Raw genomic sequence first — 25,404 nt, 5'->3', positions numbered from 1 at the left:
ATTTCCCGACAACTCTATAGCTTTCAATAAGTCAAATTATTGTCAAATTATTATATTGATGCTAAACCTCGTCTAGGTTAAGAATTGGTAAACAAAAACTTTTTCGTTGAAGCTCGAATATTAACCATTTTGTGGATATTTAGATTTCAGATTGGAGTTTTCATCGTTCAATCTCAAATCCAGTATTCAAAATCCAACATTGATTAACTTCTCACCCAAGGCAGGAGAGTGAATGTACCTCGCTCATACATAATGAACAGACCTAAGCCGATTAAAACAAAAGGTACAGCAGCTTTACCGTAGCGACTTAAAATATAAGCAATGGTAGGTTGACGACTTAAAAAATAAGCGATCGCACACCAAACCCCTACCATGATAAAAAATATACCTAAAATTATTCCCAAACTGGCAAGGTCATGACCAGCAAATAAAGGGATATATATACTAATATTGTCACCACCATTAGCGATCGTTACTGCTGCCACTTTATAGGTTTGGGGGTGCAAAACACTCAAAATAAAAGACAATACCGGGTTAGTAGGTGTAGATTGAGTAAAATCACTACTGACTGTCTGAACTGTTATAGGTTCTTCTTTTCTATATATTAATTGTTGAATACCAATTGCTATTGGTAGCAGTCCTAACAATCCTATCCATTCTCGCTGTATGACCAATCCCCCAAAAAATCCTGGTAAACTAGCGATGATAATGGCTGAAAAACCCAGATATTGACCGAGTAAGATATGCCGCCGCCGAAAATTAACATCTATCTGTGAAAAAAATATTAACAAGATAATGATGTCATCTATGTTAGTGGCTATGAAGGCAATAATCCCTTCACTGAAGACTGTCCCTAGCTTACTCATCCTGGATTTTTAGAACCTACGATTTCTCACCATACCAAATTAACCTTTCAAGTAATTGAACTACACTACTTTTTAATACCCATTCCCTATCTTATCGGCCTAAAGACCTGAAAACTGCTGTAAAATATGAACGAATTAGTTACTGCAATTACTACAGGGGCAATTGCGTTCATTGCCACTAATATTGATGATATTGTCATTTTATTATTGTTTTTTTCTCAAATAAATACTAGCCTTCGTCCTCGGCATATAGTTGCTGGTCAGTTTCTAGGTTTTACAGTTCTGCTAATCCTTAGCCTTCCTGGTTTATTTGGTGGGTTAGTATTATCCAAAAACTGGATTGGATTACTTGGTTTACTACCAATGTCCATAGGTATCAGTAGTTTGGTGAATCGGGAAGATGATTCATCAAAAGAAGTTTTCGCTACGACAGAAGAGGCTGAAGCATCAACAAATACGAGTTTTTTTTCTCCTCAAGCTTATAGTGTGGCAGCCGTTACACTTGCCAATGGTAGCGATAATATTAGTGTCTACGTGCCTTTATTTGCTAGCAGCAGCTTAGAGAGTTTTCTGGTAATTATCGGATTATTTTTTCTATTATTAGGAATTTGGTGCTATGGGGCATACAAATTAACTCATTATAGAGTAATAGCTGATATATTGACTCGCTATGTTAATAATTTTGTGCCTTTTATTCTTATAGGATTAGGCGCTTTTATTGTATTAAAAAGTGAAGCTTTGAGCTTAATAAAGTTAGCTGCTAGTTGTTTCTGTTTGATGATTTTGGTGAAAAATAATGGCTCTTCCAGAGTAGTTATGTTAAAATAGTATAAATAAATTCAATATATCTCAATAGAATAGCAGTAATCGGTGGCAACAGCCTGTGCAGAGAAGGAAATACAGAAGCAATTGAGAATATAAAACACAAGAAATATTGAAAATAGAATTAATATTTTAATAAATATGCCTTCTAATCCCTTACTTCATTTTATTACTAAAGTTATTAATATTGAAGATATCAAAGTATTGAATTACGATTTTATCACTGATGATGAAATCGTAATTGAAATCCAAAATCAATCAAAAGTTGGTCAGTGTCCTCGGTGTGGAAAGACAACTAATAAAACTCATCAAAATCATTGGTATATAGTCAGAGATATACCCATGAGTGACTATCAAGTATTTTTAAAAGTAAATCGTCGGCAATTAAAGTGTACAGAATGCCAAAAAGTATTTAGTGAGAAACTATCTTTTGTAAAAAGTAGAAGAACCTATACAAAAAGATTAGCGAACAAAGTAATTAAGGAAGTGTTAGAAACTGATGTAGAGAATGCAGCCCGAAGAAATAGAATGAGTTCATCTGAGATAGAAACAATATTAAAAGAATTAGAATCAGAACTACTAAAAGAAAAACCTAACCAGATAAAAAAGTTAGGAATAGATGAAATCACGCAATTAAAAGGAGGAAAGAATTATGCAGCAGTATTAGTAGACTTAGAAACAAGAAGACCGATAGCATTGTTAGAGAAGAGAAATAAAGCGGTTATAGCAGAATACCTATCCAGTCTGGGTTCAGAGATATTAAATCAAATAGAAGAAGTCAGCATAGACTTATGGATACCCTATAAAAGTTTAATCCAAGAAATGCTACCGAATGCTCAAGTAGTAGCAGATAGATTCCATGTCATGAAACAAATAAATCAGGAGTTAGACGCAAGAAGAAAACAGGAAAAAAGAGCAGCCTTAAAAATTAAAAATCGCCAAGAAAGAGAAAAGAAATTAACTGGCTTAACTCACAGTAAATACCCTTTGTTAAAGAAAAAAGAATGCCTCAGTGTTCAGGAACAAGCTCAGATAGATTTACTCAAAAAAGTTGCTCCAGACTTAGGAGAAATGTATCGAAATAAAGAAGCCATTAGAGATATATTTGAAAGTCCCATAACCAGTGATGAAGCTTTAGATAAATTCCTGGAATGGACTCAAGGAGCTTATAAATTATTTCCCAAAAGTTGCCGAACTATAAGTAGATGGATAGATGAAATTCTTGCTTATTTTGATCGCCGAACTACTCAAGGTATTGTAGAAGGAATTAATCAGAAGATTAAGCTAATTAAATGCAGAGCTTATGGCTTAACTAACTTTAATAGTTTTAGAAGAAGGGTTTTACTAAATTGGTATTTCTTTTGTTAATTTTACATATCTAGTCTGTGAGAGCCAAAATAATGAACGTGTAGATGAAATTGGCAAAAATTCTAAGTAAGTGGACGTGAATAATAAAAGGTTTGTAGTGAGGGCTGTAGCCCTATTTTAAGGGCTGTTCGCGAAGTCTGCTCTGGCGAATGGAATAGAGCCTCCGGCACGCCAAGGGCGAACGCGGCTATACAAACAAAACCCACCTCCGTGGGTTTCAAATTCTTCGAGTCCGCGTAGGCGGCCTACTCTTCGGGTTCCCCAACGGGGTACGTTTGTGTAGCCGCGATTTCTAATCGCCTGGTATATTTGCTTAAAATTTTTATGCAGAATCAAACTTTACTCAACCACTCATTCTCTTCTGGATCTTTAAATAGTGAGGTGCTGAGGTAGCGTTCGCCGAAGCTAGGCTGGATCATGACGATTAGACGACCTGCATTTTCTGGACGTTGTGCTACTTGAATAGCCGCATATAAAGCAGCGCCAGTAGAAATGCCCGATAACAATCCTTCTTCTTTTGCTAGGCGACGGCTGTAAGCGATCGCTTGCTCATCCGCTACCTGAATCACTTCATCCACCAATTCTGGACGGTAAATTGCTGGGACAAATCCCGCGCCGATACCCTGAATTTTGTGAGGCCCTGATTTCCCACCCGTTAATACCGGACTGCTGCTTGGTTCAACTGCGATCGCTTGAAAACTTGGCTTCCGTCCTTTAATAACTTCTGCAACTCCTGTAATCGTCCCACCAGTACCCACTCCCGCCACTAGAATATCCACCTCTCCATCGGTATCATTCCAGATTTCTTCTGCTGTGGTTTCGGCGTGAACTTTCGGGTTGGCGGGGTTGCGGAACTGCTGCAACATATAAGCATTGGGCGTTTGAGCTAAAATCTGCTCTGCACGACCGATCGCTCCTCGCATCCCTTCTACCCCTGGCGTTAACTCTAATTGAGCGCCATAAGCTTTGAGCATCGATCGTCTTTCGTGGCTCATTGTGTCAGGCATCGTTAGAATGAGATGGTACCCCTTAGCGGCCGCCACCATCGCTAGCGCAATTCCTGTATTCCCAGAAGTCGGCTCTACTAAAACAGTTTTTCCGGGGTGAATCAAGCCTGCTTCTTCCGCCATTTCCACCATACTCGCGCCAATCCGATCTTTCACAGAAGATGCCGGATTCATGCTTTCTAGCTTCACCACAATCCGAGCAACCGCTCCTGAAGCTTGGGGAATTTTGTTTAATTGAACTAAAGGAGTCCGTCCGATTAACTCTGTGATATCTTTCGCTATCCGCATGTGAATACTCCATCGTGTTTAAATATAATACATCGGGCTTTGCTGTGCGCGAGTCTCTCTTTCCTCGCACAAGTCTTGGAGTGTATAGCGACCTAAAACTTCAATTGCAGCAGCGTTAGCTTGCTCCCAAACTTCATAAACCAGAGTCTTTTCTAGAGTCGGAGAGTTAGATGTATCTTTCTCTTTCCGCTCACCTTCGACTAAAGTGACAATTTCCAGGAGTGTAATCTGCCAAGGTTCACGAGCTAAAACAAAACCTCCTTTAGAGCCGCGTTGACTCTGCACCACACCAGCACGCCGGAGGTTGGTCAAAATTTGTTCCAAATAGCGTTCGGGTATAGGTTGTTTGGTAGTGATCTCACTCATGGTTAGAGGAAGTTTTTTTCCGTGGTGGCTTGCCAGTTCTAAGAGTGCCAGCAGTGCATATTCCACTTTGGAAGACAGATCCAAGAGAGCGTAGTTTTGGCTATTCAAGACTGTACTCAACATACTACGGTGAATTGGGGGACTTAGGCAGTTTATCCGAAATTAATTTTTTCAACGTGTGGAATGTGATAGCATCCCACTTACTACCCACAAAAACACTATATTCTATCGACTTACCGTAGATTATTATCTTACATAATTCCCATAAATGACTCGATCTTTTAGTGGGAATTATCCTGAGTTTCTGTTTTCAGAGCCTCAATTACCAACGAAAATCTCAACAGAGTATGCTACTAACTGATTTGCGAACCATTTTTGAGCGTGACCCAGCAGCGCGTAACTGGCTAGAAGTATTGTTCTGTTACCCTGGACTCCAAGCCCTAGTGTTTCATCGATTAGCACACTGGCTGTATAAAATTGGGATTCCCTTCATACCTCGGTTTATCTCTCATATTAGTCGGTTTTTAACTGGGATTGAAATCCATCCTGGGGCATTAATTGGACAGGGAGTGTTTATTGACCACGGCATGGGAGTTGTGATTGGTGAAACTGCGATCGTGGGCGACTATGCCCTGATTTATCAAGGTGTCACCCTTGGCGGGACTGGGAAAGAAAGCGGCAAACGCCATCCAACTTTAGGCTCTCATGTGGTTGTGGGAGCGGGTGCAAAAGTATTGGGAAATATTCAAATTGGCGATCGCGTCCGTATTGGAGCTGGTTCTGTGGTGTTACGAGATGTACCCAGTAACACAACTGTAGTCGGGATTCCAGGGCGCGTAACTCGTCAGAACAACTTGTCTACCAATATTCTGGATCATGATAAAGTGCGCGACGTAGAAGCTGAAGTCATCCGCGCTTTATTTGAACGTGTCAAGGCTCTAGAAAAACAGTTTGAGGAGTTGCAAGATCAATCAAGTTTCTCTGCAACTGAGCTTGGCGACGAACAAACATACAACCCTAAGAGCAATAAGTCTGATGGGATGATTGAAGATTTTCTTGATGGTGCGGGAATTTAATTTTGGGCATGGGGCATTGGGAATTAGGAATTGGGCATTGGGGACAAGGGGAAAGACTTGTTTCAAGTTCTCACCTCTTGTCTTCCTTGTCTTCCTGCTTCCCCTGCTTCCCCTGCTCCCCCTGCCCCCCTGCCTCCCCTGCTCCCTTGCCCCGACTTTTTTATAAATGCCCAGATGCTCTTAGAACCTGATATAAATATAATACTACGGTTAATTTATCGGAGAATAGTTATATAATTATGGTATCTTTATATGCAAATTTAACTAGCTTAAACAGTAATAATACTAAAGAAATTTTTGCCCGGAGGTCATTTTTGCCAGAGCATCCAAAGGGGCTTTGGAAGATTGAAACGGGTTTTGTCAGGACTTTTACCTATTTGGAGGATGGTACAACCGTGGCTCTGGGATTGTGGGGCCCTGGAGATATTGTTGGTAAGTCTTTGTCAAAATTAGAACCTTACCAAATGGAATGCTTAACTAAAGTAGAGGCGATAGTCTTACCTATAGAGGAGTGGACTCAACTAACAGAAACTCTACTTGCCCATATCCAACAAGCTCAAGAATTGATGGTTATTCGTAGCCATAAAAAAGTTGATACCATGCTGATCAAGCTATTGGCATGGTTATCTAAAAAGTTTGGTTCGGAAGTTGAGAAGGGACGTTTAATAGATATGCGTCTGACTCACGAAGACTTGGCAGAAATGCTCGGTTCAACTCGTGTGACTATCACTCGTGTTCTTGGACAGTTTGAGCAAGAGGGCTTAATTGCTCGTCTTTCCCTGCATCGAATTGTGGTGCGAGAAGAAGATATTTGGTACTACGAAATTTAAATTATTTAGATTATTTCAACAAAACCAGCTATCGCCGTCTGCATTCGGCTTGCCCACAATTCTAAGATTCAGGGATTCCAGATAAGCCAAACCGTTAGAGATTTGTGGCACTGTCCCCCGTAGTTCAATATCAAAGCACCCTTCTTCGTCTGTATTTGGTTGTAGCATAGCCTTAGTAATATTAACTACCAAGCCGTAACCAGAAATTAATTGTGAAATTACAGGCGCTTGCAAATAGCATTTGGGAATATATATCAGCAGACGAATCTGAGTGACTTGGCTTTTGTTAGAGACTGAAGAAACCAGTGATAATCTGGTTTGGAAAAGGTAAAGAGTGCTGGTTAGATTGAATGTGGTTAGCGATCGCTAATTCGAGTAAATTCACCCCCAATCCTTGCAAGTAAGATAGGCTATTTGTCAGTTTTTGAGAATTTCCCGAAAGTTCCAAATCAAACCAGCCATCGCTATCACTATCGGATGCCAGTGATGCTGCTTTGATATTGACGGTTAAACCATAACGAGACACCAACCGCGAAATTACAGGTTGCCTGTTATACTTCTGAGGTACGAGAATGCGGCTGTGGACTGAAGCAGGTTCTACAGATTTACTCTGAGACATCAGATTAATTCCCAATAGCGATGCCTACGGTGAGCTGCGCCAACGCAATTTTTGGCTTCGGCAGAGAATCTTGCTGATAGCGTACCTGCTGAGATGTTAGCTTCATAGAGATTTTCATATTTCTGATTTTTAATAAACTACGGTAACTCTACCGATTTATCGTAATAATTGTTATGTAAAGGAGACTCTCACAAAGACCGTAAAAAAACAATAAGTAAATTAACTTAAATATTGATAATTTTAGTAAAAGAATTTGAAGTTTAGACGGTTGACAATTTTATACTCATAGAGTATCGAGTGGTTGTAAGAATATTTAAGTGTTTCCACTGTTTTAAGTTTTCTAATCGAAATTTCTCTGATGACTGAAAAAAACTAGGGATACTCAGGTAAAAACCTAGTGGCGGGATTTGTATGTCTAATTCTCATTTCACCCTAAAAGGTGCATAGTTTATGCATACAGAGCAAGTCTGCCTGGTTTTGAACCCTGGTCTTGCAACTCTTAGTCTCGGTTACACGAGGCTAAGAGTTGCCTGAAGCTAGATATGAGTTATTCCCTGAATAACAAAAAATGCAGGAGAAAATCATGCCTAATTCATCCTTCAATCTTGCTGACCTCAATGGCACTAATGGCTTCGTCATTAACAGCATTGCAACGGCTGACAGATCAGGCTCCTCTGTCAGCGATGCGGGAGATATTAATGGCGACGGCTTAGACGACCTGATTATCGGGGCACCCGGTGCTGACCCCAACGGCTCTGAATCTGGGCAAAGCTACGTGGTATTTGGCAGCAGCACAGGCTTTAGCTCTAGCCTCAACCTCTCAGACCTCAACGGCGCTAATGGCTTCGCTATCAATGGCATCGCGGCGAATGACTTTTCAGGCAATGTCAGCAGCGCTGGAGATGTTAACGGCGACGGCATCGACGACCTAATCATCGGAGCATCTGGTGCTGACTCCAACGGCTCCCAATCTGGACAGAGTTACGTGGTATTTGGCAAGAACACAGGCTTTAGCTCCAGCCTCAACCTCTCCACCCTCAACGGTACTAACGGCTTCGCCATCAATGGCATCGCAGCAAATAATATATCGGGTAGCTCTGTCAGCGGTGCAGGAGATATCAACCATGATGGTTTTGACGACGTGATTATCGGCGCACCTTATGCTAATAACTTTTCCGGGCAGAGCTATGTAGTGTTTGGCAAAAGCACAGGCTTTAGCCCCAGCCTCAATCTCTCCAGCCTCAACGGTACTAACGGCTTTGCTATCAACGGCATCAACGAAGCGGGTGACATATCAGGTGGCTCTGTCAGTGGTGCCGGAGATATCAATGGCGACGGTATCGACGACGTGATTATCGGGGCATCCAATGCCTCACCTAACGGCTCCTCTTCTGGGCAGAGCTACGTGGTGTTCGGCAACAGCACAGGCTTTAGCGCCAGCCTTAACCTCTCTACCCTCAGCGGTGCTAACGGCTTCACTATCAACGGCATCAAGGAAGGTGACTTCTCAGGCTCCCCTGTCAGTAGTGCTGGAGATGTCAATGGCGATGGCATCGACGACCTAATTATCGGGGCAATAAGTTTCAGTTCCGAGAACGGTACCGTCTTCGCTTCTGGGCAGAGCTACGTAGTGTTTGGCAACAGCAAAGGTTTTAGCCCCAGCCTTAACCTCTCGGAACTCAACGGCTCTAACGGTTTCACTATCAATGGCATTAAGACGGATTCCACAGGATTCTCTGTCAGCAGTGCCGGAGATGTCAATGGCGACGGCTTTGACGACCTGATTATTCTCAGATCGGAGCAGAACTTTGTGGTATTTGGCAAAAGTACAGGCTTTAGTTCTAGCCTCAACCTCTCGGAACTCAACGGCTCTAACGGCTTTAGCATCAACGGCTTTACTCCGAACAACTCAGCCATCTCTGTCAGTGGTGCCGGAGATGTCAATGGCGACGGGTTCGACGACCTGCTTATCGGCTCCCAATCTGGGCAAACCTATGTGCTGTTTGGCGGGACGAATATCGGCAACACTAACTTCACAGGAACTGCTGGTGCAGATACTCTCTTAGGCACATCTGGCAACAATATCATCGACGGCAAAGGTGGTAACGATACTCTTACTGGCAACGGCGGTCAAGATAAATTCGTAATTCGCCGAGGCGATCGCAATGATACCATTACAGATTTTGGTGGCGTTGGTAAAGGCTCAAATCCTTCAGCAGCAGTGATTGGCAATGTTGACACCTTGCAATTTACAGGGAGTGGTTTAACTGCCCGAAATCTGCAACTAACTCAAAATGGCAACAATTTGGAAGTCACCTTTGAAAATGTGGCTAATACCAAAGTGACTCTGCAAAACTTTCAGTTAGAAAACCTGGATAACTTGCCCGCTTCTGAAGCAAGACCTGCCATTGGTAATATCTTATTTGATGAGCAAACCAACATTGCCGACAGCTTTGATGTCTTTGATGCTAATTCCACTCAAACTAACCTTTACAACAAGAACACGGTAACTTTCCTTAATGAACTCAACAATAACATCACGGGTTTTGACAACTCGGCTGATGTTATCAATGGTCAGGGGGGTAACGATACCATCAATGGTAAAAGTGGCAACGACCTGCTACGAGGTGATGCTGGTAATGATACTCTTATTGGTGGCGCAGGCAATGATACCCTTGTTGGTGGTGCGGGTGCTGACAGTTTTTTGTACAACACTAATGCGAACTTTGCCAGTTCTGCTGTGGGTGTAGATGCGATCGCTGACTTCAAACACTCCCAAGGCGATAAAATTATTCTGGATAAGACTACTTTCAGTGCGATCGCTTCTGCTCCAGGAATCGGTTTTAGTAATGCCACTGATTTTAAAATCACTTCTTCAGGGGCGGCTACTACAGCAAAAATTATCTACGACGCTGTGAGTGGGCAGTTGTTCTACAACCAAAATGGCAGCGCAGCTGGTTTTGGTAGTGGTGGCCTATTTGCAATTATTAGCGGTGCGCCCAATCTTACAGCTACAGACTTCATCATTCAAGCGTAGCTCGTTAGTATAGCAGTTTATAATTCAATATGAATATAAAACATTAGTGAGGGCGTACAGTTAGCTGCATACCTTCACTAATGTTTTATAACTCAATACGCTTGGGTTAAGCATTTCTTCCTTCTCTTCCTTCTCTTCTTTCTCTTCCTTTGTGTCCTTCTCTAACGAGACGCTGCGCGAATGCAGTTCGTTAAAAAAATTAACCTTAACAAAGAGTTTAAGCCTGAACTGTATTGTTCTATAAGCCTTACCAATCACTTCTTTGAGTGTCATCCCAGACTTGTAACTCCAAGTCCTGAAGATAGGTTAGTCCGCTCTGAATTTGTGCATCTGTTCCTTGTAATTCAAGGTCAAACCAACCATCACCGACAGCATTGGCTCCCAAAATTGCTGCTGTGATATTCACAGTCAGATTGTAGTCAGACACTAGTAGTCTACCAAGGTAACTTTGCTAAGTAAAACCTCTAATTGGTAAAATAGCCAAAAACGGGGTGTAACATGGCAAAAAAGTACATTGTTGACTTGAATGAAGATGAAGTTTCCCAACTGCAATCGATAATTAAGAAAGGTAAGCATAAGGCAAGAACCATAAGCCGTGCAAACATTCTTTTGATGGCTTCCGAAGGAGAAACGGATCAAGCGATCGCTAGCATAGTTAGAGCGCATGTTGCAACAGTGCAACGAATACGAGAAAAATTTGTCATTGGAGGGTTAGATTTTGCTTTAAAGGATGAAGTTCATCCACCAAAACATAAAAAATTAGATGAAAAGCAAGAAGCATTTTTGATTGCAACAGCTTGTTCTAATCCGCCAGAAGGAAGAGTGCGTTGGACAATGCAATTATTAGCAGATCATTTAGTGAACGTTGGTATCATAGATTCAATCTCAGATGAAACAGTACGTCAAACTTTAAAAAAAATGAAATTAAGCCTTGGTTGAAAGAACAATGGTGTATTCCTGAAGTTAACGCAGAATATGTTTTCCGAATGGAAGATGTGCTGGATTTATACAATGAGCCTTATGATCCTAAACGCCCTGTAGTCTGCTTTGATGAACGTCCATACCAATTAGTAGAAGAAGTAAGACTTCCTTTGCCACCACAGCCAGAGCAACCTGAACGTTATGATTTTGAGTATAAACGTAACGGGACAGTAAATTTATTCGCATGTTTTCAACCCTTGGCTGGATGGCGGCATATCGAAGTTACAGAACGTCGAACTAAAGCCGATTTTGCTAAACAAATGAAAAATTTAGTAGATGTTTCCTACCGAGATGCCGATGTTATTCGTTTAGTAGTTGATAACTTGAATATTCATACACCCAATGCATTATATGAAGTTTTTCCACCAGAAGAAGCACGTCGAATTATTCAAAAGTTAGAGTTTCACTATACTCCTAAACACGCTTCTTGGTGAGCCAGTGCGTTGGGCGGGTTCCCCGACTTGAAGCAACTGGCGAACCCGAAGGGCTGAATCAGGTAGAAATCGAATTATCTGTTTTATCTCGCCAATGTTTAGAACGGCGTATTCCTAATGCAGAAACATTAACTTCTGAGATTGCCGCTTGGGAGAAAAAACGTAATCAGCAAAAAGCTAGTGTTTATTGGGGTTTTCAAACCAAAGATGCTCGCCGAAAAATGGAGCGTTTATATCCAAATTTAACATAGCAAAGTTAGCTTGGCAGACTACTAGGCGAGAAATCACAGGTTCCTGGTGATAGTCTTTAGGAATTCTGAGTCGAATCCGTTTATTGGTAGGTGTGTTACTAGACATAATTTAGTTAATAGCCGTAGAGGGGAGTGGGGGCAAAGGGGTGGAGGGAAGGAAACAAGGATGAATAACCAATGCCCAATGCCCCATGCCCAAAACCTAACTATTCAACATCTTTGATGCTGGTTTTCCGTTCTAAAATCTCTTTCAGCACCAAAGTTACTACTGCTAGCAATGCTAACAATACAGCCGCAGAGAAAGCAGCTTCGGTTTCATACTGTTTGTAAGCATCTTCTACAAACAGTGGTAAGCTCTGGGTTTGGTCAGCAATGTTGCCAGATACCACCGAAACCGCCCCGAATTCACCCATTGCTCTGGCATTGGTCAAAATTAAACCATAGAGTAAGCCCCAACGGATGCTAGGTAAGGTGACACGCCAAAATATCTGCCAATCTTTCGCACCGAGAGTTCTAGCAGCTTCTTCTTGATCCTTACCAAATTCCTCTAAAACAGGAATCACTTCCCGCGCCACAAAGGGCATACTCACGAAGGCTGTAGCCAGCACCATACCTGGAAAGGCAAAGATTATTTTGATATCATGTGCCTGGAGCCAAGGGCCAAACCACCCATTGCGTCCGTAAAGTAGCACAATCATCAATCCTGCAACTACGGGCGAGATGGAAAAGGGCAAGTCAATAATACTCAAAACTACAGCGCGTCCAGGAAATTTATGACGAGCGATCGCCCAAGCTGCACATAGCCCAAATATTGTATTCAAGGGCAGAGAGATTACAGCCAACAACAATGTTAGCCAAGCTGCATGGAGAAAAGCTGGTCGCGTCAGGTTGGATAGAAATGGCCCAAATCCCTTGCTGAAGGCTTGGATAAAAACGTTAATTGCAGGGATGTATTGAACTAAGGCTAAATAAGCGATCGCTATACCAATTAAAACTATTGGCACCCAACTCTTCTGCTCTTTAGGCTTGGCTGTATGTGTATCAGATGCAGATGAGTGAAAACTTGGCTTATCTACTGTCATATCGTCTTGCCCATGCTTGTAAGAAATTAATTGCCAATAGCAATACCAACGAAATTAATAGTAAAACTATGCCAATTACTGTTGCACCAGAATAGTCATACTGCTCTAATCGCTGGAAAATTAGCACGGGTGCGATCAAATCTTGATAGGGCGTATTGGAAGAGATAATTACAGTTGACCCATATTCCCCAACTGCACGGGAGAAACCTAAGGCAACACCAGTTAAAATCGTCGGAAATAAAGGTGGCAAAATTACTTTCCAGAAGGTCTGCCATTGAGAAGCACCCAAACACCAAGAAGCTTCTTCAATTTCATGTTCCATTTCCTGAAGTACGGGTTGCACAGTTCTCACAATAAAGGGTAGTGAGATAAATATCATTGCTACCGCTACTCCCGTGCGGGTAAAAGCTACCTTAATTCCCAGTGGTGCTAGTAGCGAACCTATCCAGCCATTATCGCTGTAAACAGTTGCTAGGGTTAGCCCTGCTACTGAAGTTGGCAGCGCGAATGGTAAATCTACTGTGGCATCAATCAAGCGTTTTAAGGGAAAGTCGTAGCGCACCAGAACCCAAGCAATTAGGGTACCAAATACGCCATTGAGTAAGGCAGCAAATATTGCTGTGACAAAAGTGACATTATAGGTGGCTAATGCGATATCACTGGTTGCGATCGCCCAAAATCTCGCTGGAGGTTCCGTACTCGCTTTCAGGAACATGGCAATTATGGGGATAAACAACATCACTGTCAGGTACCCTATAGTGATTCGCCAAGTCCAGGGAACCCGCCCCAATTTCTTCCAGAACGGTATTTTGCGTTCAACTTCCAGAGACGGAGATACAGTTGTCATAGTCAAAAATTCAAAAATTAAAATTCACAAGAAGTTTTGGTGTTGCTGATTGGGGTATGAAAAATAATTTTGCGTAATTTCAAAATCTTTGTAGAGACGTTGCATTGCAACGTCTCTACATCCAGCTTCATAACTCGATTCAACAACACCGAAGTTTTTTGTTAGTGATTGGGTGTTTTTTCTACTGACCACTCACGATTGACTAATGACTAATTACTTTTTCTTGGCTTGAATCTGGTCAAAAATCGCTCCCTCTGCGAAGAACTTCTTATTGATTCCATCCCAACCGCCGAAGTCTGCAACTGTACCTAAAGTCTTCACCTTGGGAAATTTGTCTGCAACTTCTTTACTTAAGCTCAAGGTATCATCCACTGGCCGGAATCCTAATTTTGCAAACTCCTGTTGAGCCTCTGGAGTATATAGATATTTGACAAAACCTTCGGCAACTTCGCGTGTACCGTGCTTATCAACATTTTTATCTACCACTGCGATGGGATTATCGATAGATATATTGACATCAGGGATGATCGCAGTCAACTTTTCACCCTTTTGTTCTGCCAAGATAATCTCATTTTCATAGTTAATCAGGGCATCACCTTGACCCTGTTTGAAAAATGCATCAGTAGCTTCACGAGCATCTTTAGTCAACAAAGGCACGTTCTTGTACACTTTGCTAACAAATTCAGTCGCTTTAGCATCATCTCCACCAGTTTTAATCACTGAATTCCAAAGAGCTAAGAAATTCCAGCGAGCAACTCCTGATGTTTTAGGGTCAGCAGTAATTAGTTTGATACCGGCTTTAGATAAATCTTCCCAAGTCTTGATGCCTTTAGGATTTCCTGGACGGGTGACTAATGCTGCTACCGATTTGGAGACAATACCATTATTAGGAACTTCTTTCTCCCAACCAGGCTGAATTAATCCAGCTTTCTCAATCTTTGAAGTGTCTCCAGCTAATGCCAAGTGAACGACATCTGCTTCCAAACCATCGATAACGGCGCGAGTTTGAGAACCAGATCCGCCATAGCTTTGCTTGAAGACAACAGTTTGGTTATGATCTTTCTTCCACTGTTCTACAAATTTAGGAATAATTGCTTCGTGAGCCGCTTTGGTGACAGCAAAGGAAACCAGAGTTAGTTCAACATTATCTTTGGTTGCAGCCACAGGAGTAGCATTAGGGGTTTCAGTGGAAGGATTACTCGCTGTTCCACCAGAGCAGGCGGCAAGCGCCACACTCAAAACAGTCCCTACTAAAAAGAGCGATACAAAGCTTTTGAGCGAATTTAGTCTGAACCGATATGTTCTATGTTCAGCGTAGATGCGTTCGCGTAGCGTCTCGGAGAGAAGCAGCTTGTCGTAAGACATCGCTTGTAATCTTTTCAGTGGGCGTTGCCACAAACTCATTCCATTTCCTCCGCTAAATCTACAAATAACTGATGGGAATACAGTTATATAGTGTTTATCATACCGGATGATTACATCTAACTAGTTGCAAACACTAATAAACCTCACATTCTTCATCAAGAATATGGTGATTCTACCAATTATGTAAGGAATTAAAATACTTTTATTTTCAAGTATCAAATTGCTTGATACATCAGCTAATCAATGTATCAAGCAATTTGCTAGGGAATTGAGAATTTGACATTAGTTATTTTTCTCTCTCATTTGAAATAGTAGTCAGATATTTTACATATCTGCACTAAGAGTTTACCCAGGAAAAAATCAAAATTTTTAGTATAAAAAATAGTTGAATTCTGAGAATTAATCTAATAATCTCTTTCTCAGGACTAACAGCGGTAAGTTGACCGAATTACCGTTGTTTAATCAAGCAACTACACAACACCCAGCTTCTATGACACATCTGCAAGCCAAAAAGTTACAAGTTTTCCGCCCAGCCAGACAGCTACTTCTGCAATTAAAGCCTACCTCAACTAAAACCTCTGCATTCTTATTCGCAACTGGCTTGAGCTTAAGTGTCCTTATTCCTGCTTATGCTGCGGGGACTGCTGATAAAACTAACCAGAAGCCTGAATTGATTAGTCAAGGCGGTAAAACAGTTGAAATAACTCTGGTTTCCTACGCAGTCACTAAAGCCGCTTACCAGAAAATCATTCCTAAATTTGTAGCGAAATGGAAACGCGAAAAAGGTCAAGATGTAGTGATTCGGGAAAGCTATGGTGGTTCTGGCTCTCAAACCCGTGCAGTAATTGACGGATTAGAAGCAGATGTTGTAGCCTTGGCACTGGCATTGGATACCAAAAAAATTGAAAAAGCTGGACTGATTCAACCAGGCTGGGAAAAGGAAGCATCAAATAACTCAATTGTTACCCACTCAGTAGTTGCTCTAGAAACTCGTGAAGGTAATCCGAAAAAGATCCAGAGTTGGAGTGATTTAACTAAACCAGGGGTCAAGGTGATTACAGCAAACCCTAAAACTTCAGGAGGTGCGCGGTGGAACTTCCTGGCTTTGTGGGGTGGAATCACCAAAAATGATGGAAGTGAAGCTCAAGCTCTTAACTATGTTACCCAAGTCTTTCGCAATGTCCCTGTGTTACCTAAAGATGCGCGAGAATCAAGCGATGTCTTTTACAAGAAAGGTCAAGGGGATGTTTTGCTTAACTATGAAAATGAGATTATCTTAGCAGCACAACAAGGAAAAACTTCACCTTCTTATGTGGTTCCCCAGGTGAACATTTCTATAGGATGGCCCAGTAGCAGTTGTGGATAAGAATGTTGACAAGCACGGTACTCGCCAGGTTTCGGAAGGTTTTGTAAATTTTCTTTTTACACCAGAAGCTCAACGTGAATTTGCCAAAGTTGGTTTTCGACCTGTTAACTCTACTGTAATAAAGGAAGTACAGAATAAATTTCCCAAGATTTCTAAGCTTTACAACGTTCAGAGTTTGGGAGGCTGGGATACTGTTCAGAAGAAGTTTTTCGATGACGGCGCAATCTTCGACAAAATACAAAGTGGACAACGCTAACATAGCTTTTTTGATCTAGATTAGAAAGGCGTGATATTGTCCTTTAGCGGCAAAAACTTGAATTAAAAAAGCGATCGCTCTTTCCCAACAAAGACAAAAGTGCGATCGCTATATTTTATACTGCTTGTTGAATTACTCAATATCTGTTGGTTCAACTCGCGTGTGATGTGATTAAACAGTTCATCCGCAAAGCTAGAATTAATCATGCCTGCGGCTGTCACTTGTTCCTTTTAGAGCGATCGCCACTCAATGATTATTACTCAGCACGGGCTAAACGCCCTGCTACCGCTAACAGCACTTTCAAATCAGCTAGAGCTTGTTTAAAATTCTTAGCCTTTCTAAAGTCGATTCTTTCATCTGCGATCGCCATTTAAAGCGATCGCTAGGATCAAGTTTATTGCTTCTTTCTTCTTTGAGAATTACACAATTAAAGATAATTAAAATACAGCAAAATCCGTGTATTGCCGTAGTTCAGCAGGATGAAAACCCAAAACAATATCTTCGCGCAAAATACCCGCTTCTAATAATGCTTCTGCCACTGGCTGAGAAGTACCATCATATTGAATCCACACTTTATCATTAATAATATCTATATGTACCACTGAACCATGTACGCGGCGTACTCCATCCCAACCAATATGTAGTACTTCGTAGTGGTCTCGCTCCGAGTCAATGACAGCTTCAGTCTCTATTTGACCATTAGCAGGTTTGTGACCAGCATAGTCAAATATCAACTGACGAATAATTTCACGATACCGAGCTAGCTTATCCATCTGATAATCCTCTCTAGTTGCTCGTCAAAGACAATTAGGTTTATTCCTATACTATTAAGAATTAGCTGACCAAAGCGTTCGGAAAATATACCTTCATAGACTCGCTTGGGAACTGCTAAATAAAGTTGGCGTTTTGGTTGTAGTTCTTTAAGCACGCTGCGATAAACTTCATACTGTCCTACAGCTTCCTGGAGGTCATTCACGGGAGAAGGACTCAGAAAACTTTTGATTTCAACAGCTATTTTTTGATTATCCCTCTCAGCAGCAATGGTAACTTTTTCTGCTCCAATATCTACGTAAAGTTATCTATCCCCATAAGCGAGGTATAAGGAATCGTTGGTTATTGTCTAACCATCTGCTATAAGTGCTTTAATGACTGCGGCGTGGTAGATGTCTCTGGCTGGCATTAGTCGAAAGATAGCTCCAAAAACACAGCTTTAATCTAGCAAAACTTTTTTACAGAGGTGCGATCGCTAATTCAAAATATCACCTATTCATCCTCATCATAATTAAACATTAAAACAAATTTTTGTTTAGGTAAAACTAACATAGGTAGATATATAGGATGACTATCCCATCCTGTAATTTTTTCACCTTTTTGATAGCAAATAATTAAAGTTGGTACATCAGGATATTTCTTCTGAGCTTCTATGTACCAATTACCTGAACCAAAGCCAAACATCCATTTAAAAGGCTCTTTTCTGGGCATATCTAATCCTTGATTTTTATTTCTCTCACCTCTGCGAACATTTAAACGCCCCTTTATCATCCCCTTTGATTTCATATCTGTTAGACCTTTGATTATACGTTTATCTTCCCATTTTTCAGAGGGAATATAATAACTTTTTGTATAACTGATAATTTTAATTATCAGGTCTATATCTACTTCAACATATAAATTATTATCTTGATAATTTATTAAAAGTGCCTCTATTTCTTTAAAATTATGCTCAATTTCCTCTTTTTTATAAGCGGGATTTTGAGGATAAATTAATGAACCTGGTACTAATACATTAATGACTGAAGGATCTAAAACATTAGAGTGAGTTGCTTTGAGATTTCCTCCTATCCAAACAGGCTGAAGTTGAATATTATGAATATCATCTCCAATTGCTTGACGCATCCCTTCATCTGCTTCGTGAATAGAACGAAAAGCGTCTAGTATATGTTCTGGTAGAAAGAGACGAGTCACATCTTTTAATTGTGGACGATAACCATACATTCGAGCGTGTTGATGAACCGTATCCATTACTTTTTGTTTCGCATCACGCCCATAATAAGTTACCATTAGACCATTAATCGTCACACCTCTACCTAATCTATTTCCCCCAATTAAGATATTCATACCTGGATTATAATTAGGCTCTTTTTCGGGGTTGTTTGCATTAATTATTTTAGGGATTGCGTGTCTTAGTTGAATTTTTAATTCATCTATCAGTTCAGTAATTGGAGGTAAATTATCAGCAGTTTTCTTTAGCTCGTCATAAGCTTGTTCTAACCATTTTCGGGCTTGTTTATTTTCTGTATCTGAACTCTTCTCTCGAATTGCTTGATCTAAATTAATTACAAATTGGCTAATCACCTTTTCTAATACACTATGGATATCTTGTTTATAACAGACATGAGCAAGAAAAGAATATTTCTCATCTTCTTTTCCAGAAGATAACATTTTGTAAATTGAACCTAAGAAGAAACAACAAAGTGCAAGTCTTAATCCATCGGGAATTATCCATTTATTACCCGGATTTATTGCACCTTTTTGTTTCTTTAATTGGTTAATTTCTCCAGAATCTACAATACAACAGTATTTACTTTTATCAGCGAAAAATAACTCTCCTCCCATATAACTATCTCCTGGCTCTGGTAATGCTGCACAAAATTTTGGCTTACAAAAATGAGGAAGGCTTTGTAACAAAAGACTTTGGGGAGTTGCTGTGATTTGAATATAAATATGATTAGCAACCTCTTGACGAATTTTACCTATCGTCTCAAAAATTTTACTATCATCAATCGCATCTTTTCCTTTTTTAGCTTGTTTAGATTCATTCGTATTTAAACTAGCGTTATCCGCTTCATCATCAAAAATCAAAGTAGGAACACCTCTAACCTTTGCTGCTTTTAAAACCTTCAATAAATTATCCAAGTGATGACCATTTTTTGTAGAAACTAATACAACACCTGTATCTTTGATATAGGGTACTATTTTAGTCTCTGCAAAACTATCGGGATCTTTTTTCCATGCTTCCCAATCAAAGAAAACAGGGCCTCCTTGAACTTGATTATTGAAACGATTAGCCGTTTGTTTTCCTAACCATGTATTATCGGAGGTTAAAATAATAAAACAACAAAAATTATTTTCATGAGCCAGTGCTAAAGTTGCAATAGTTGTGTTAGTTTTACCACTTTGAACACGACCATAAATAAGTCCGGTTGTACCATTAGGAATAGGGTCTTGTCCTTTATAAGGTTGGCTCACTAAACCTGTACTATTTTCACCTACATCACCATTACCAAAATTTTCAGAGTAAATTTTGACACAATTTTGGACAATTTCAATAGCAGTTTCTTTAAGTTTATTCGCTTCTTTTTGTCCAATTTGTTTCTCTAATCTCTTAATTAATTTATCAATACAGCCGCCATTAGTTTCAATCTGAGTGGGTATCATAAATTATTTGATGTTGATAAAATTACGTCAGGCCAATTATTTTGAGGGACTGTCTGCTCTAAGGGAACTCTCCCCGTACCTTTAACATAATAACTCCCTCTTACTTCTCTTTTTACAGAAACACGCTGCTTGGCTAAACCCTCACTAGGATCAATAATTGTCCATAGTTGTTTTTCTGATAGGCAACAAACGCCATCCCGATGACAAATCAATGCTATAAAAAGTTTGACATCAGGATAATTTTCACGAAATGCTGTCAGCGCATTTTCTTCCTGTGAACTGAAGCTAAATGACCATGAAGAAGTCGGTTTTTTTGATATTTTAAATAGAATCGCTGATTCTTGATTTAAGCTTTTTATAGTATAAAGAGATGAATGAATATAAGATAAATAACTAATAGAGATATCAGATGTTCCTTTCAGTAGTCGAAGAAAAGCTGCACCGTGCAGAAATTCTAGATCATTAATACTCATATAACTGTTGCCAAAGATTATTTATATCAATAATAAATATCATACGAGCAGGTATAAAAATTTTCCAGTACTTACTTTCGTTGTAATGCAATTAATTTGTGAGACGACAAATAGTTTTTTGCTTTAAGAAAAGTAAACGCACCTTGCCAATCAAGCCAAAGTGCGATGTCTGTAAAGTATGCTTACACAAACTTTGTTTGTATAGTTCCGCGATTTTTAGTCACCAAGGCTAGATGCTAAATATCCTGTTCGCTCAACTCGCGTGTGATGTGATCAAATGGTTCATCCACAAAAGCAGTATTAACCACACCTGCTGCTGCTACTTGCTCCTTAATCAGATCCTTGAGAATTTGGATACCGCGAACCGTAGGCCCAATAGGCACGCCTAGAGAATTGTAAGTTTCCCGTAGCCCTTGTAGCACTCGTTCATCCAATACATTTGTGTTCCCAGCAACTAGCGCATAGGTAGCGTAGCGCAAGTAGTAATCTAGATCACGCAGACAAGCCGCATAACGACGAGTTGTATAGGAATTTCCACCGGGGCGAATCAATTCTGGCAGTTCTTCATATAACTTCAAACCCGCCTGCTTGACAAGTGCAGCTGCATTCGAATTTATCGCTGCCGCCGCTTGTACTCGAACTGTACCACTGTCAAAGTAAGACTTTAGGCTATCGATCGCATTCCGGTCAAAATACCGACCAGCTAAGTCATAATTCTTAATTAAACTTGTTACCGCATCGCGCATTCTTTTTTCTCCCAATCCTTGCTATTTATGGTTTGATATTTATTTGGCTGCACTCACGCACCAGTAAATTTTTGTGCTATTTAAAATAGATTCGGCACAAAAACAATCTATCCACTATTTAAGGATTCTATGCCAAAGTTGACCCCTATATGATGAACTTTCCAGTTTTGTACAGATGAGCGCTGAAAGGTTAATATAACCTGATAATCCAGATATCTGTAACATAAGCTACAAAATCCGCTAATGTCTACTATTTAAGATATTTCTGGTGTGTCACGGTCTGATTGAGATCAGCAGGGTTAGGATGCAATGTAAGATTCTGGTTGACTTTAGGAAATTGGTAGAGAAGGAGTAACAATGACTACACCACAAGAACTCTTGAAGAAAATTCAAGATGAAAAAATTCAGCTGATTGATCTCAAATTCATCGATACAGTAGGGACTTGGCAGCACCTCACACTGTACCAAAACCAAATCGATGAAACTGCATTCACTGATGGCGTACCTTTTGACGGTTCCAGCATCCGGGGTTGGAAAGCGATCAACGAATCGGACATGACGATGGTACTCGACCCCAACACTGCTTGGATCGACCCATTCATGGAAGTGCCAACACTAAGTATAATTTGTAGTATTAAAGACCCCCGGACGGGTGAACCCTATAACCGTTGCCCACGGGTTATTGCCCAAAAAGCAGTAGATTACCTGGTTGCCAGTGGCATCGGTGATACAGTCTTCTTTGGCCCTGAAGCTGAGTTCTTTCTCTTTGATAGTGCTAGGTTTGCCCAAACCGCTAACGAAGGCTACTACTTCTTAGACTCCGAAGAAGGTGCTTGGAATTCCGGTAAAGAGGGTACAGCCGAAAAACCCAACTTGGGTTACAAACCACGCTTCAAAGAAGGTTACTTCCCAGTCGCACCGACGGATTCTTTCCAAGATATTCGTACAGAGATGCTGTTGACAATGGCAGAATTAGGTGTACCCATTGAAAAACATCACCACGAAGTTGCTACTGGTGGTCAGTGCGAACTAGGTTTCCGTTTTGGTAAGTTGATCGAAGCGGCTGACTGGTTGATGACTTACAAATATGTCATCAAGAACGTTGCCAAGAAACACAACAAAACCGTTACCTTCATGCCAAAACCGATTTTTGGCGATAACGGTTCAGGAATGCACTGTCACCAGTCCATCTGGAAAGACGGCCAACCTCTGTTTGCAGGTGATAAGTATGCCGGTTTGAGCGACATGGCATTGTACTACATCGGTGGTCTTCTCAAACACGCACCAGCGCTGTTAGCAATTACCAACCCCAGCACCAACTCATACAAGCGCCTAGTACCTGGTTATGAAGCTCCTGTTAACTTGGCTTACTCCGAAGGGAACCGTTCTGCTTCTATCCGTATTCCTCTATCTGGTAAGAACCCCAAAGCCAAGCGTTTAGAATTCCGTTGTCCAGATGCTACATCTAACCCCTACTTGGCATTTGCTGCAATGCTTTGTGCTGGTATCGATGGTATCAAGAACAAAATCCATCCTGGTGAACCCTTAGATAAGAATATCTATGAACTCTCTCCAGAAGAGCTTGCAAAGGTTCCCTCAACTCCAAGTTCTTTAGAACTGGCATTGCAAGCACTAGAAAACGATCACGGTTTCTTGACAGAATCAGGCGTTTTCACGGAAGACTTTATCGAAAATTGGATTGACTATAAGCTTAACGAAGCCAAGCAGTTACAGCTACGTCCTCATCCCTATGAGTTTTACCTCTACTACGATGCTTAATTAATTAAATTAAGAATCGTATCTAACTAAAATTAATAAGTTTTGCCACCCTAGAGTACAGGGTGGCTTTTTTTTCCAGAGTTGCCAGTTGAGATATTCACTCAAAAAATCTAGCTTCAAACTCTTGAAACTTAGCTCATGGAAGCGTGGCTGGGACCATAAATCATCCGACTACTAGCATCTACCTTTCCTTGAATTGGGTTCCAGTAGTGAGATACTTCTTCAGGAAGACCAAGTTCTTGTGCAGCCCGCATCAGCATTGATTGTTGCCGATTCTTGACTTGCTGATGTTCACGCACCATTAATGCACGAGATTTATCTGCGATAGACATAACCATAGTCCTCTCTATTTTGTGAAAATATAATTTTTGTTTTCTTACAAGACTAACATAACAAAAATTCTGTAACATAAGCTACTTTTTACATAAATTTATGTTTTGCTTTGCTGACAATATTAGCCATTTGTCCCCAAAGCTGGAAAAATCTTCCTAAATCTATCTCTGATGGCTAAAATCATCTGGCTTCAAGTTTGTCTTGCCTGGGAGCTTTTACTTTTCCAACAGGAGGTAATTTTTTCGTTACAATTATTTACATAAAAGTAATCAAAACTTAAGCTATTTTTATGCCTGAGAGTTTAACTAAGCTGACTTATCAGACCTTTCAGCAGGGTAAAAATTACTTTGGTCTGGCTCATAAGATATTAAGTTCACAGTTGAGGAACCTGGTGTATCCGACACTTCAACAAAAGACCAAACCCATCCCAAATGAGCTTTTAGTCAAGCTTCAACAGAGATTGAACCAGCTGCTCGAAACAGACTGGCAAGATGCCCAAAAAGGTGTCTACCCGGAAAGTTTATTGTTTGATAACCCCTGGCAAGACTTTTTTTCCTACTATCCTCTAGTGTGGCTAGATTCTCCTCAAATCTGGGAGCGGCTTAAACAACAAAATTATCAAGATTTTTCGCCCGAAATTGACACAGATGGTTATCCCAGCTACTACGTGCAGAACTTCCATCACCAAAGCAATGGCTATTTAAGTGACTTGTCAGCCAATTTATATGACTTACAAGTAGAAATTCTTTTTGGTGGGGCAGCTGATGCGATGCGGCGGCGAATTCTCGCTCCTCTCAAGCAAGGGCTGAAAGCTTTTGATTCGTTTACACCAAAGCAAGTCCGTATTTTGGATGTAGCTTGTGGAACTGGGCGGACTTTAAAGTTAATTCGGGCAGCCTTGCCTCAAGCATCTCTGTTTGGCACAGATTTGTCACCAGCTTATTTGCGGAAAGCAAATGAACTACTATCGCAAATCCCAGGAGAACTACCGCAACTTTTGCAAGGCAATGCCGAAGAGTTACCTTATGTAGATAATTATTTTCATGCTGTAACTTCTGTTTTTCTCTTCCATGAGTTACCAGCATCTGTACGTCAGACAGTTATTGAGCAATGCTTCCGGGTAACAAAACCAGGCGGAGTCTTTATTATCTGTGACTCCATTCAGTTGAGTGATTCACCTGAGTTGGAATATATGATGGACTCTTTTCCTGAAACTTTCCATGAACCCTATTACAAGCATTACACCACTGATAACTTGGTAGAGCGTTTACAGAGAGTAGGCTTTGAGAATATTGAGATACAAGACCATTTTATGAGCAAGTATTTCATTGCTCATAAGCCAGCTTGAAACAATACCTTTTCATTGCCTTTTCTTTAAGGAAACTTTACCTAAAAAGGACAGATGCAAAATTTTGCATCTGTCATTGGGTGTAGAATAATTAAGATGAGTGAGATTATCTAGCAAATTCTTCGAGGAGAACGAACCAGGGTGCAAGAGTAGCTCATAAATAGTAATATTTGTTGCCAAGTGCAATCAATCTATACTACTTGTGCGAATCCATGTCCTAGATAGGCTCAAATGGAACGAAAGGGATTTTATGCTTAGGTAAAGGACGCTAAACACGCGTCGAAGTGAAGACCCATTAGTTGCTCATATAGAAGCCAGCTACTCAATGTATGAGAAGAAAAGATATTGGGGAATAAAGTGAATGAAGTTGCCTTAAGACTATTTCCTTAGCAAGCAAAATGTTTGAATTAGACGTGCTTTAGATTA

23 protein-coding genes and 4 pseudogenes are annotated in these 25,404 nt (G+C 40.5%); 10 read left to right on the top strand and 17 right to left on the bottom strand.

What is annotated here, in order from left to right; genetic code table 11:
• Positions 1-203: 203 nt before the first annotated feature.
• Positions 204-866 (bottom strand): cadmium resistance transporter, encoded by a 663-nt coding sequence (locus NPUN_RS27375; RefSeq protein WP_012411668.1) that lies wholly within the window; start codon positions 864-866, stop codon positions 204-206.
• A gap of 126 nt (positions 867-992) precedes the next feature.
• Between NPUN_RS27375 and NPUN_RS27370 the strand changes: the two genes are divergently transcribed.
• Both NPUN_RS27370 and NPUN_RS27365 read left to right on the top strand, forming a co-directional pair.
• Complete coding sequence (locus tag NPUN_RS27370) at positions 993-1,694, top strand: cadmium resistance transporter (protein ID WP_012411667.1); 702 nt, start codon at positions 993-995, stop codon at positions 1,692-1,694.
• A 135-nt stretch (positions 1,695-1,829) separates the two neighbouring features.
• The gene (locus NPUN_RS27365; RefSeq protein WP_012411666.1) at positions 1,830-3,056 is read left to right on the top strand and encodes an ISL3 family transposase; all 1,227 of its coding nucleotides are present in this window, start codon (positions 1,830-1,832) and stop codon (positions 3,054-3,056) included.
• A gap of 332 nt (positions 3,057-3,388) precedes the next feature.
• Here the strand turns inward: NPUN_RS27365 and cysK are convergent, their stop codons facing one another.
• Together cysK and NPUN_RS27355 are read right to left on the bottom strand one after the other, a co-directional pair.
• Positions 3,389-4,351, bottom strand: coding sequence for a cysteine synthase A (gene cysK, locus NPUN_RS27360; RefSeq protein ID WP_012411665.1), 963 nt, complete (start codon positions 4,349-4,351; stop codon positions 3,389-3,391).
• Positions 4,352-4,369: 18 nt separating this feature from the next.
• A complete protein-coding gene (locus tag NPUN_RS27355; protein ID WP_012411664.1) occupies positions 4,370-4,840 on the bottom strand; it encodes an RrF2 family transcriptional regulator in 471 nt (156 codons plus the stop codon).
• A gap of 224 nt (positions 4,841-5,064) precedes the next feature.
• Between NPUN_RS27355 and cysE the strand changes: the two genes are divergently transcribed.
• Together cysE and NPUN_RS27345 are read left to right on the top strand one after the other, a co-directional pair.
• The gene (cysE, locus tag NPUN_RS27350; RefSeq protein WP_012411663.1) at positions 5,065-5,793 is read left to right on the top strand and encodes a serine O-acetyltransferase; all 729 of its coding nucleotides are present in this window, start codon (positions 5,065-5,067) and stop codon (positions 5,791-5,793) included.
• 239 nt (positions 5,794-6,032) lie between these two features.
• Positions 6,033-6,623 (top strand): Crp/Fnr family transcriptional regulator, encoded by a 591-nt coding sequence (locus NPUN_RS27345; protein WP_012411662.1) that lies wholly within the window; start codon positions 6,033-6,035, stop codon positions 6,621-6,623.
• A 15-nt stretch (positions 6,624-6,638) separates the two neighbouring features.
• Here the strand turns inward: NPUN_RS27345 and NPUN_RS27340 are convergent, their stop codons facing one another.
• Positions 6,639-6,857, bottom strand: a complete 219-nt coding sequence (locus NPUN_RS27340; protein ID WP_012411661.1) for an NIL domain-containing protein — start codon at positions 6,855-6,857, stop codon at positions 6,639-6,641.
• Positions 6,858-6,909: 52 nt separating this feature from the next.
• Positions 6,910-7,242: an NIL domain-containing protein gene (locus NPUN_RS37905; RefSeq protein WP_012411660.1), complete on the bottom strand. Its 333-nt coding sequence runs from the start codon at positions 7,240-7,242 to the stop codon at positions 6,910-6,912.
• Positions 7,243-7,825: 583 nt separating this feature from the next.
• On the opposite strand from NPUN_RS37905, the gene NPUN_RS27330 reads away from it, so the two are divergent.
• Positions 7,826-10,279, top strand: a complete 2,454-nt coding sequence (locus NPUN_RS27330; protein ID WP_012411659.1) for a beta strand repeat-containing protein — start codon at positions 7,826-7,828, stop codon at positions 10,277-10,279.
• Between the two features lie 60 nt (positions 10,280-10,339).
• On the opposite strand, the gene NPUN_RS27325 is transcribed toward NPUN_RS27330, so the two are convergent.
• Together NPUN_RS27325 and NPUN_RS27320 are read right to left on the bottom strand one after the other, a co-directional pair.
• Positions 10,340-10,552, bottom strand: a complete 213-nt coding sequence (locus NPUN_RS27325) for a hypothetical protein (RefSeq protein ID WP_041565665.1) — start codon at positions 10,550-10,552, stop codon at positions 10,340-10,342.
• Positions 10,527-10,709: pseudogene (locus NPUN_RS27320) on the bottom strand (NIL domain-containing protein); the annotation flags it as partial. The pseudogene NPUN_RS27320 and the gene NPUN_RS27325, both read right to left, overlap by 26 nt.
• A gap of 68 nt (positions 10,710-10,777) precedes the next feature.
• On the opposite strand from NPUN_RS27320, the pseudogene NPUN_RS40180 reads away from it, so the two are divergent.
• A pseudogene (locus NPUN_RS40180) lies at positions 10,778-11,945 on the top strand (IS630 family transposase).
• Positions 11,946-11,964: 19 nt separating this feature from the next.
• On the opposite strand, the pseudogene NPUN_RS43660 reads toward NPUN_RS40180, so the two are convergent.
• From NPUN_RS43660 to NPUN_RS27295, 4 genes and pseudogenes are all read right to left on the bottom strand, one after another.
• A pseudogene (locus tag NPUN_RS43660) lies at positions 11,965-12,054 on the bottom strand (NIL domain-containing protein); the annotation flags it as partial.
• A 97-nt stretch (positions 12,055-12,151) separates the two neighbouring features.
• Entirely contained in the window at positions 12,152-13,027 is an 876-nt protein-coding gene (gene cysW / locus NPUN_RS27305) for a sulfate ABC transporter permease subunit CysW (protein WP_012411658.1), read from the bottom strand.
• A complete protein-coding gene (gene cysT / locus NPUN_RS27300) occupies positions 13,014-13,874 on the bottom strand; it encodes a sulfate ABC transporter permease subunit CysT (protein ID WP_012411657.1) in 861 nt (286 codons plus the stop codon). Before cysT ends, cysW begins: the two co-directional genes overlap by 14 nt.
• A gap of 213 nt (positions 13,875-14,087) precedes the next feature.
• Complete coding sequence (locus NPUN_RS27295) at positions 14,088-15,278, bottom strand: sulfate ABC transporter substrate-binding protein (RefSeq protein ID WP_012411656.1); 1,191 nt, start codon at positions 15,276-15,278, stop codon at positions 14,088-14,090.
• A 451-nt stretch (positions 15,279-15,729) separates the two neighbouring features.
• Here NPUN_RS27295 and NPUN_RS27290 point away from each other — a divergent pair.
• Positions 15,730-16,861: pseudogene (locus tag NPUN_RS27290) on the top strand (sulfate ABC transporter substrate-binding protein).
• A gap of 146 nt (positions 16,862-17,007) precedes the next feature.
• Positions 17,008-17,235: a hypothetical protein gene (locus NPUN_RS41045; RefSeq protein ID WP_148220362.1), complete on the top strand. Its 228-nt coding sequence runs from the start codon at positions 17,008-17,010 to the stop codon at positions 17,233-17,235.
• Between the two features lie 63 nt (positions 17,236-17,298).
• Here NPUN_RS41045 and NPUN_RS27285 read toward each other — a convergent pair whose 3' ends face one another.
• The 5 genes from NPUN_RS27285 to apcB all read right to left on the bottom strand — a co-directional run bounded on the left by NPUN_RS27285 (position 17,299) and on the right by apcB (position 21,518).
• Positions 17,299-17,634 (bottom strand): XisI protein, encoded by a 336-nt coding sequence (locus tag NPUN_RS27285; protein ID WP_012411655.1) that lies wholly within the window; start codon positions 17,632-17,634, stop codon positions 17,299-17,301.
• Positions 17,622-17,876 (bottom strand): element excision factor XisH family protein, encoded by a 255-nt coding sequence (locus tag NPUN_RS43655; protein ID WP_234711159.1) that lies wholly within the window; start codon positions 17,874-17,876, stop codon positions 17,622-17,624. Before NPUN_RS43655 ends, NPUN_RS27285 begins: the two co-directional genes overlap by 13 nt.
• A 248-nt stretch (positions 17,877-18,124) precedes the next feature.
• Complete coding sequence (locus tag NPUN_RS27275) at positions 18,125-20,299, bottom strand: Z1 domain-containing protein (protein WP_012411653.1); 2,175 nt, start codon at positions 20,297-20,299, stop codon at positions 18,125-18,127.
• Positions 20,296-20,772, bottom strand: coding sequence for a hypothetical protein (locus NPUN_RS27270; protein WP_012411652.1), 477 nt, complete (start codon positions 20,770-20,772; stop codon positions 20,296-20,298). Before NPUN_RS27270 ends, NPUN_RS27275 begins: the two co-directional genes overlap by 4 nt.
• A gap of 236 nt (positions 20,773-21,008) precedes the next feature.
• Positions 21,009-21,518, bottom strand: a complete 510-nt coding sequence (apcB, locus tag NPUN_RS27265; RefSeq protein ID WP_012411651.1) for an allophycocyanin subunit beta — start codon at positions 21,516-21,518, stop codon at positions 21,009-21,011.
• A 357-nt stretch (positions 21,519-21,875) separates the two neighbouring features.
• Here apcB and glnA point away from each other — a divergent pair, with 357 nt between their 5' ends.
• Positions 21,876-23,297, top strand: coding sequence for a type I glutamate--ammonia ligase (gene glnA, locus NPUN_RS27260; RefSeq protein WP_012411650.1), 1,422 nt, complete (start codon positions 21,876-21,878; stop codon positions 23,295-23,297).
• Positions 23,298-23,428: 131 nt separating this feature from the next.
• Here the strand turns inward: glnA and gifA are convergent, their stop codons facing one another.
• Positions 23,429-23,629: a glutamine synthetase inactivation factor IF7A gene (gene gifA / locus NPUN_RS27255; RefSeq protein WP_012411649.1), complete on the bottom strand. Its 201-nt coding sequence runs from the start codon at positions 23,627-23,629 to the stop codon at positions 23,429-23,431.
• A gap of 290 nt (positions 23,630-23,919) precedes the next feature.
• Here gifA and NPUN_RS27250 point away from each other — a divergent pair, with 290 nt between their 5' ends.
• Positions 23,920-24,978, top strand: a complete 1,059-nt coding sequence (locus tag NPUN_RS27250) for a class I SAM-dependent methyltransferase (protein WP_012411648.1) — start codon at positions 23,920-23,922, stop codon at positions 24,976-24,978.
• The last annotated feature ends 426 nt before the right edge of the window (positions 24,979-25,404 follow it).

The organism is Nostoc punctiforme PCC 73102 (assembly GCF_000020025.1).
Classification (GTDB): domain Bacteria; phylum Cyanobacteriota; class Cyanobacteriia; order Cyanobacteriales; family Nostocaceae; genus Nostoc; species Nostoc punctiforme.
Note: the sequence above shows the minus strand (reverse complement) of the source record. Positions and strands in the feature narration are given on the sequence as shown.

Coding starts and splice junctions, on each gene's coding strand:
- NPUN_RS27375 (WP_012411668.1), bottom strand. CDS start 866: ATGAGTAAGCTAGGGACAGTCTTCAGTGAAGGGATTATTGCCTTCATA.
- NPUN_RS27370 (WP_012411667.1), top strand. CDS start 993: ATGAACGAATTAGTTACTGCAATTACTACAGGGGCAATTGCGTTCATT.
- NPUN_RS27365 (WP_012411666.1), top strand. CDS start 1,830: ATGCCTTCTAATCCCTTACTTCATTTTATTACTAAAGTTATTAATATT.
- cysK (WP_012411665.1), bottom strand. CDS start 4,351: ATGCGGATAGCGAAAGATATCACAGAGTTAATCGGACGGACTCCTTTA.
- NPUN_RS27355 (WP_012411664.1), bottom strand. CDS start 4,840: ATGTTGAGTACAGTCTTGAATAGCCAAAACTACGCTCTCTTGGATCTG.
- cysE (WP_012411663.1), top strand. CDS start 5,065: ATGCTACTAACTGATTTGCGAACCATTTTTGAGCGTGACCCAGCAGCG.
- NPUN_RS27345 (WP_012411662.1), top strand. CDS start 6,033: ATGGTATCTTTATATGCAAATTTAACTAGCTTAAACAGTAATAATACT.
- NPUN_RS37905 (WP_012411660.1), bottom strand. CDS start 7,242: ATGTCTCAGAGTAAATCTGTAGAACCTGCTTCAGTCCACAGCCGCATT.
- NPUN_RS27330 (WP_012411659.1), top strand. CDS start 7,826: ATGCCTAATTCATCCTTCAATCTTGCTGACCTCAATGGCACTAATGGC.
- NPUN_RS27325 (WP_041565665.1), bottom strand. CDS start 10,552: ATGACACTCAAAGAAGTGATTGGTAAGGCTTATAGAACAATACAGTTC.
- cysW (WP_012411658.1), bottom strand. CDS start 13,027: ATGACAGTAGATAAGCCAAGTTTTCACTCATCTGCATCTGATACACAT.
- cysT (WP_012411657.1), bottom strand. CDS start 13,874: ATGACAACTGTATCTCCGTCTCTGGAAGTTGAACGCAAAATACCGTTC.
- NPUN_RS27295 (WP_012411656.1), bottom strand. CDS start 15,278: ATGAGTTTGTGGCAACGCCCACTGAAAAGATTACAAGCGATGTCTTAC.
- NPUN_RS27285 (WP_012411655.1), bottom strand. CDS start 17,634: ATGGATAAGCTAGCTCGGTATCGTGAAATTATTCGTCAGTTGATATTT.
- NPUN_RS27275 (WP_012411653.1), bottom strand. CDS start 20,299: ATGATACCCACTCAGATTGAAACTAATGGCGGCTGTATTGATAAATTA.
- NPUN_RS27270 (WP_012411652.1), bottom strand. CDS start 20,772: ATGAGTATTAATGATCTAGAATTTCTGCACGGTGCAGCTTTTCTTCGA.
- apcB (WP_012411651.1), bottom strand. CDS start 21,518: ATGCGCGATGCGGTAACAAGTTTAATTAAGAATTATGACTTAGCTGGT.
- glnA (WP_012411650.1), top strand. CDS start 21,876: ATGACTACACCACAAGAACTCTTGAAGAAAATTCAAGATGAAAAAATT.
- gifA (WP_012411649.1), bottom strand. CDS start 23,629: ATGTCTATCGCAGATAAATCTCGTGCATTAATGGTGCGTGAACATCAG.
- NPUN_RS27250 (WP_012411648.1), top strand. CDS start 23,920: ATGCCTGAGAGTTTAACTAAGCTGACTTATCAGACCTTTCAGCAGGGT.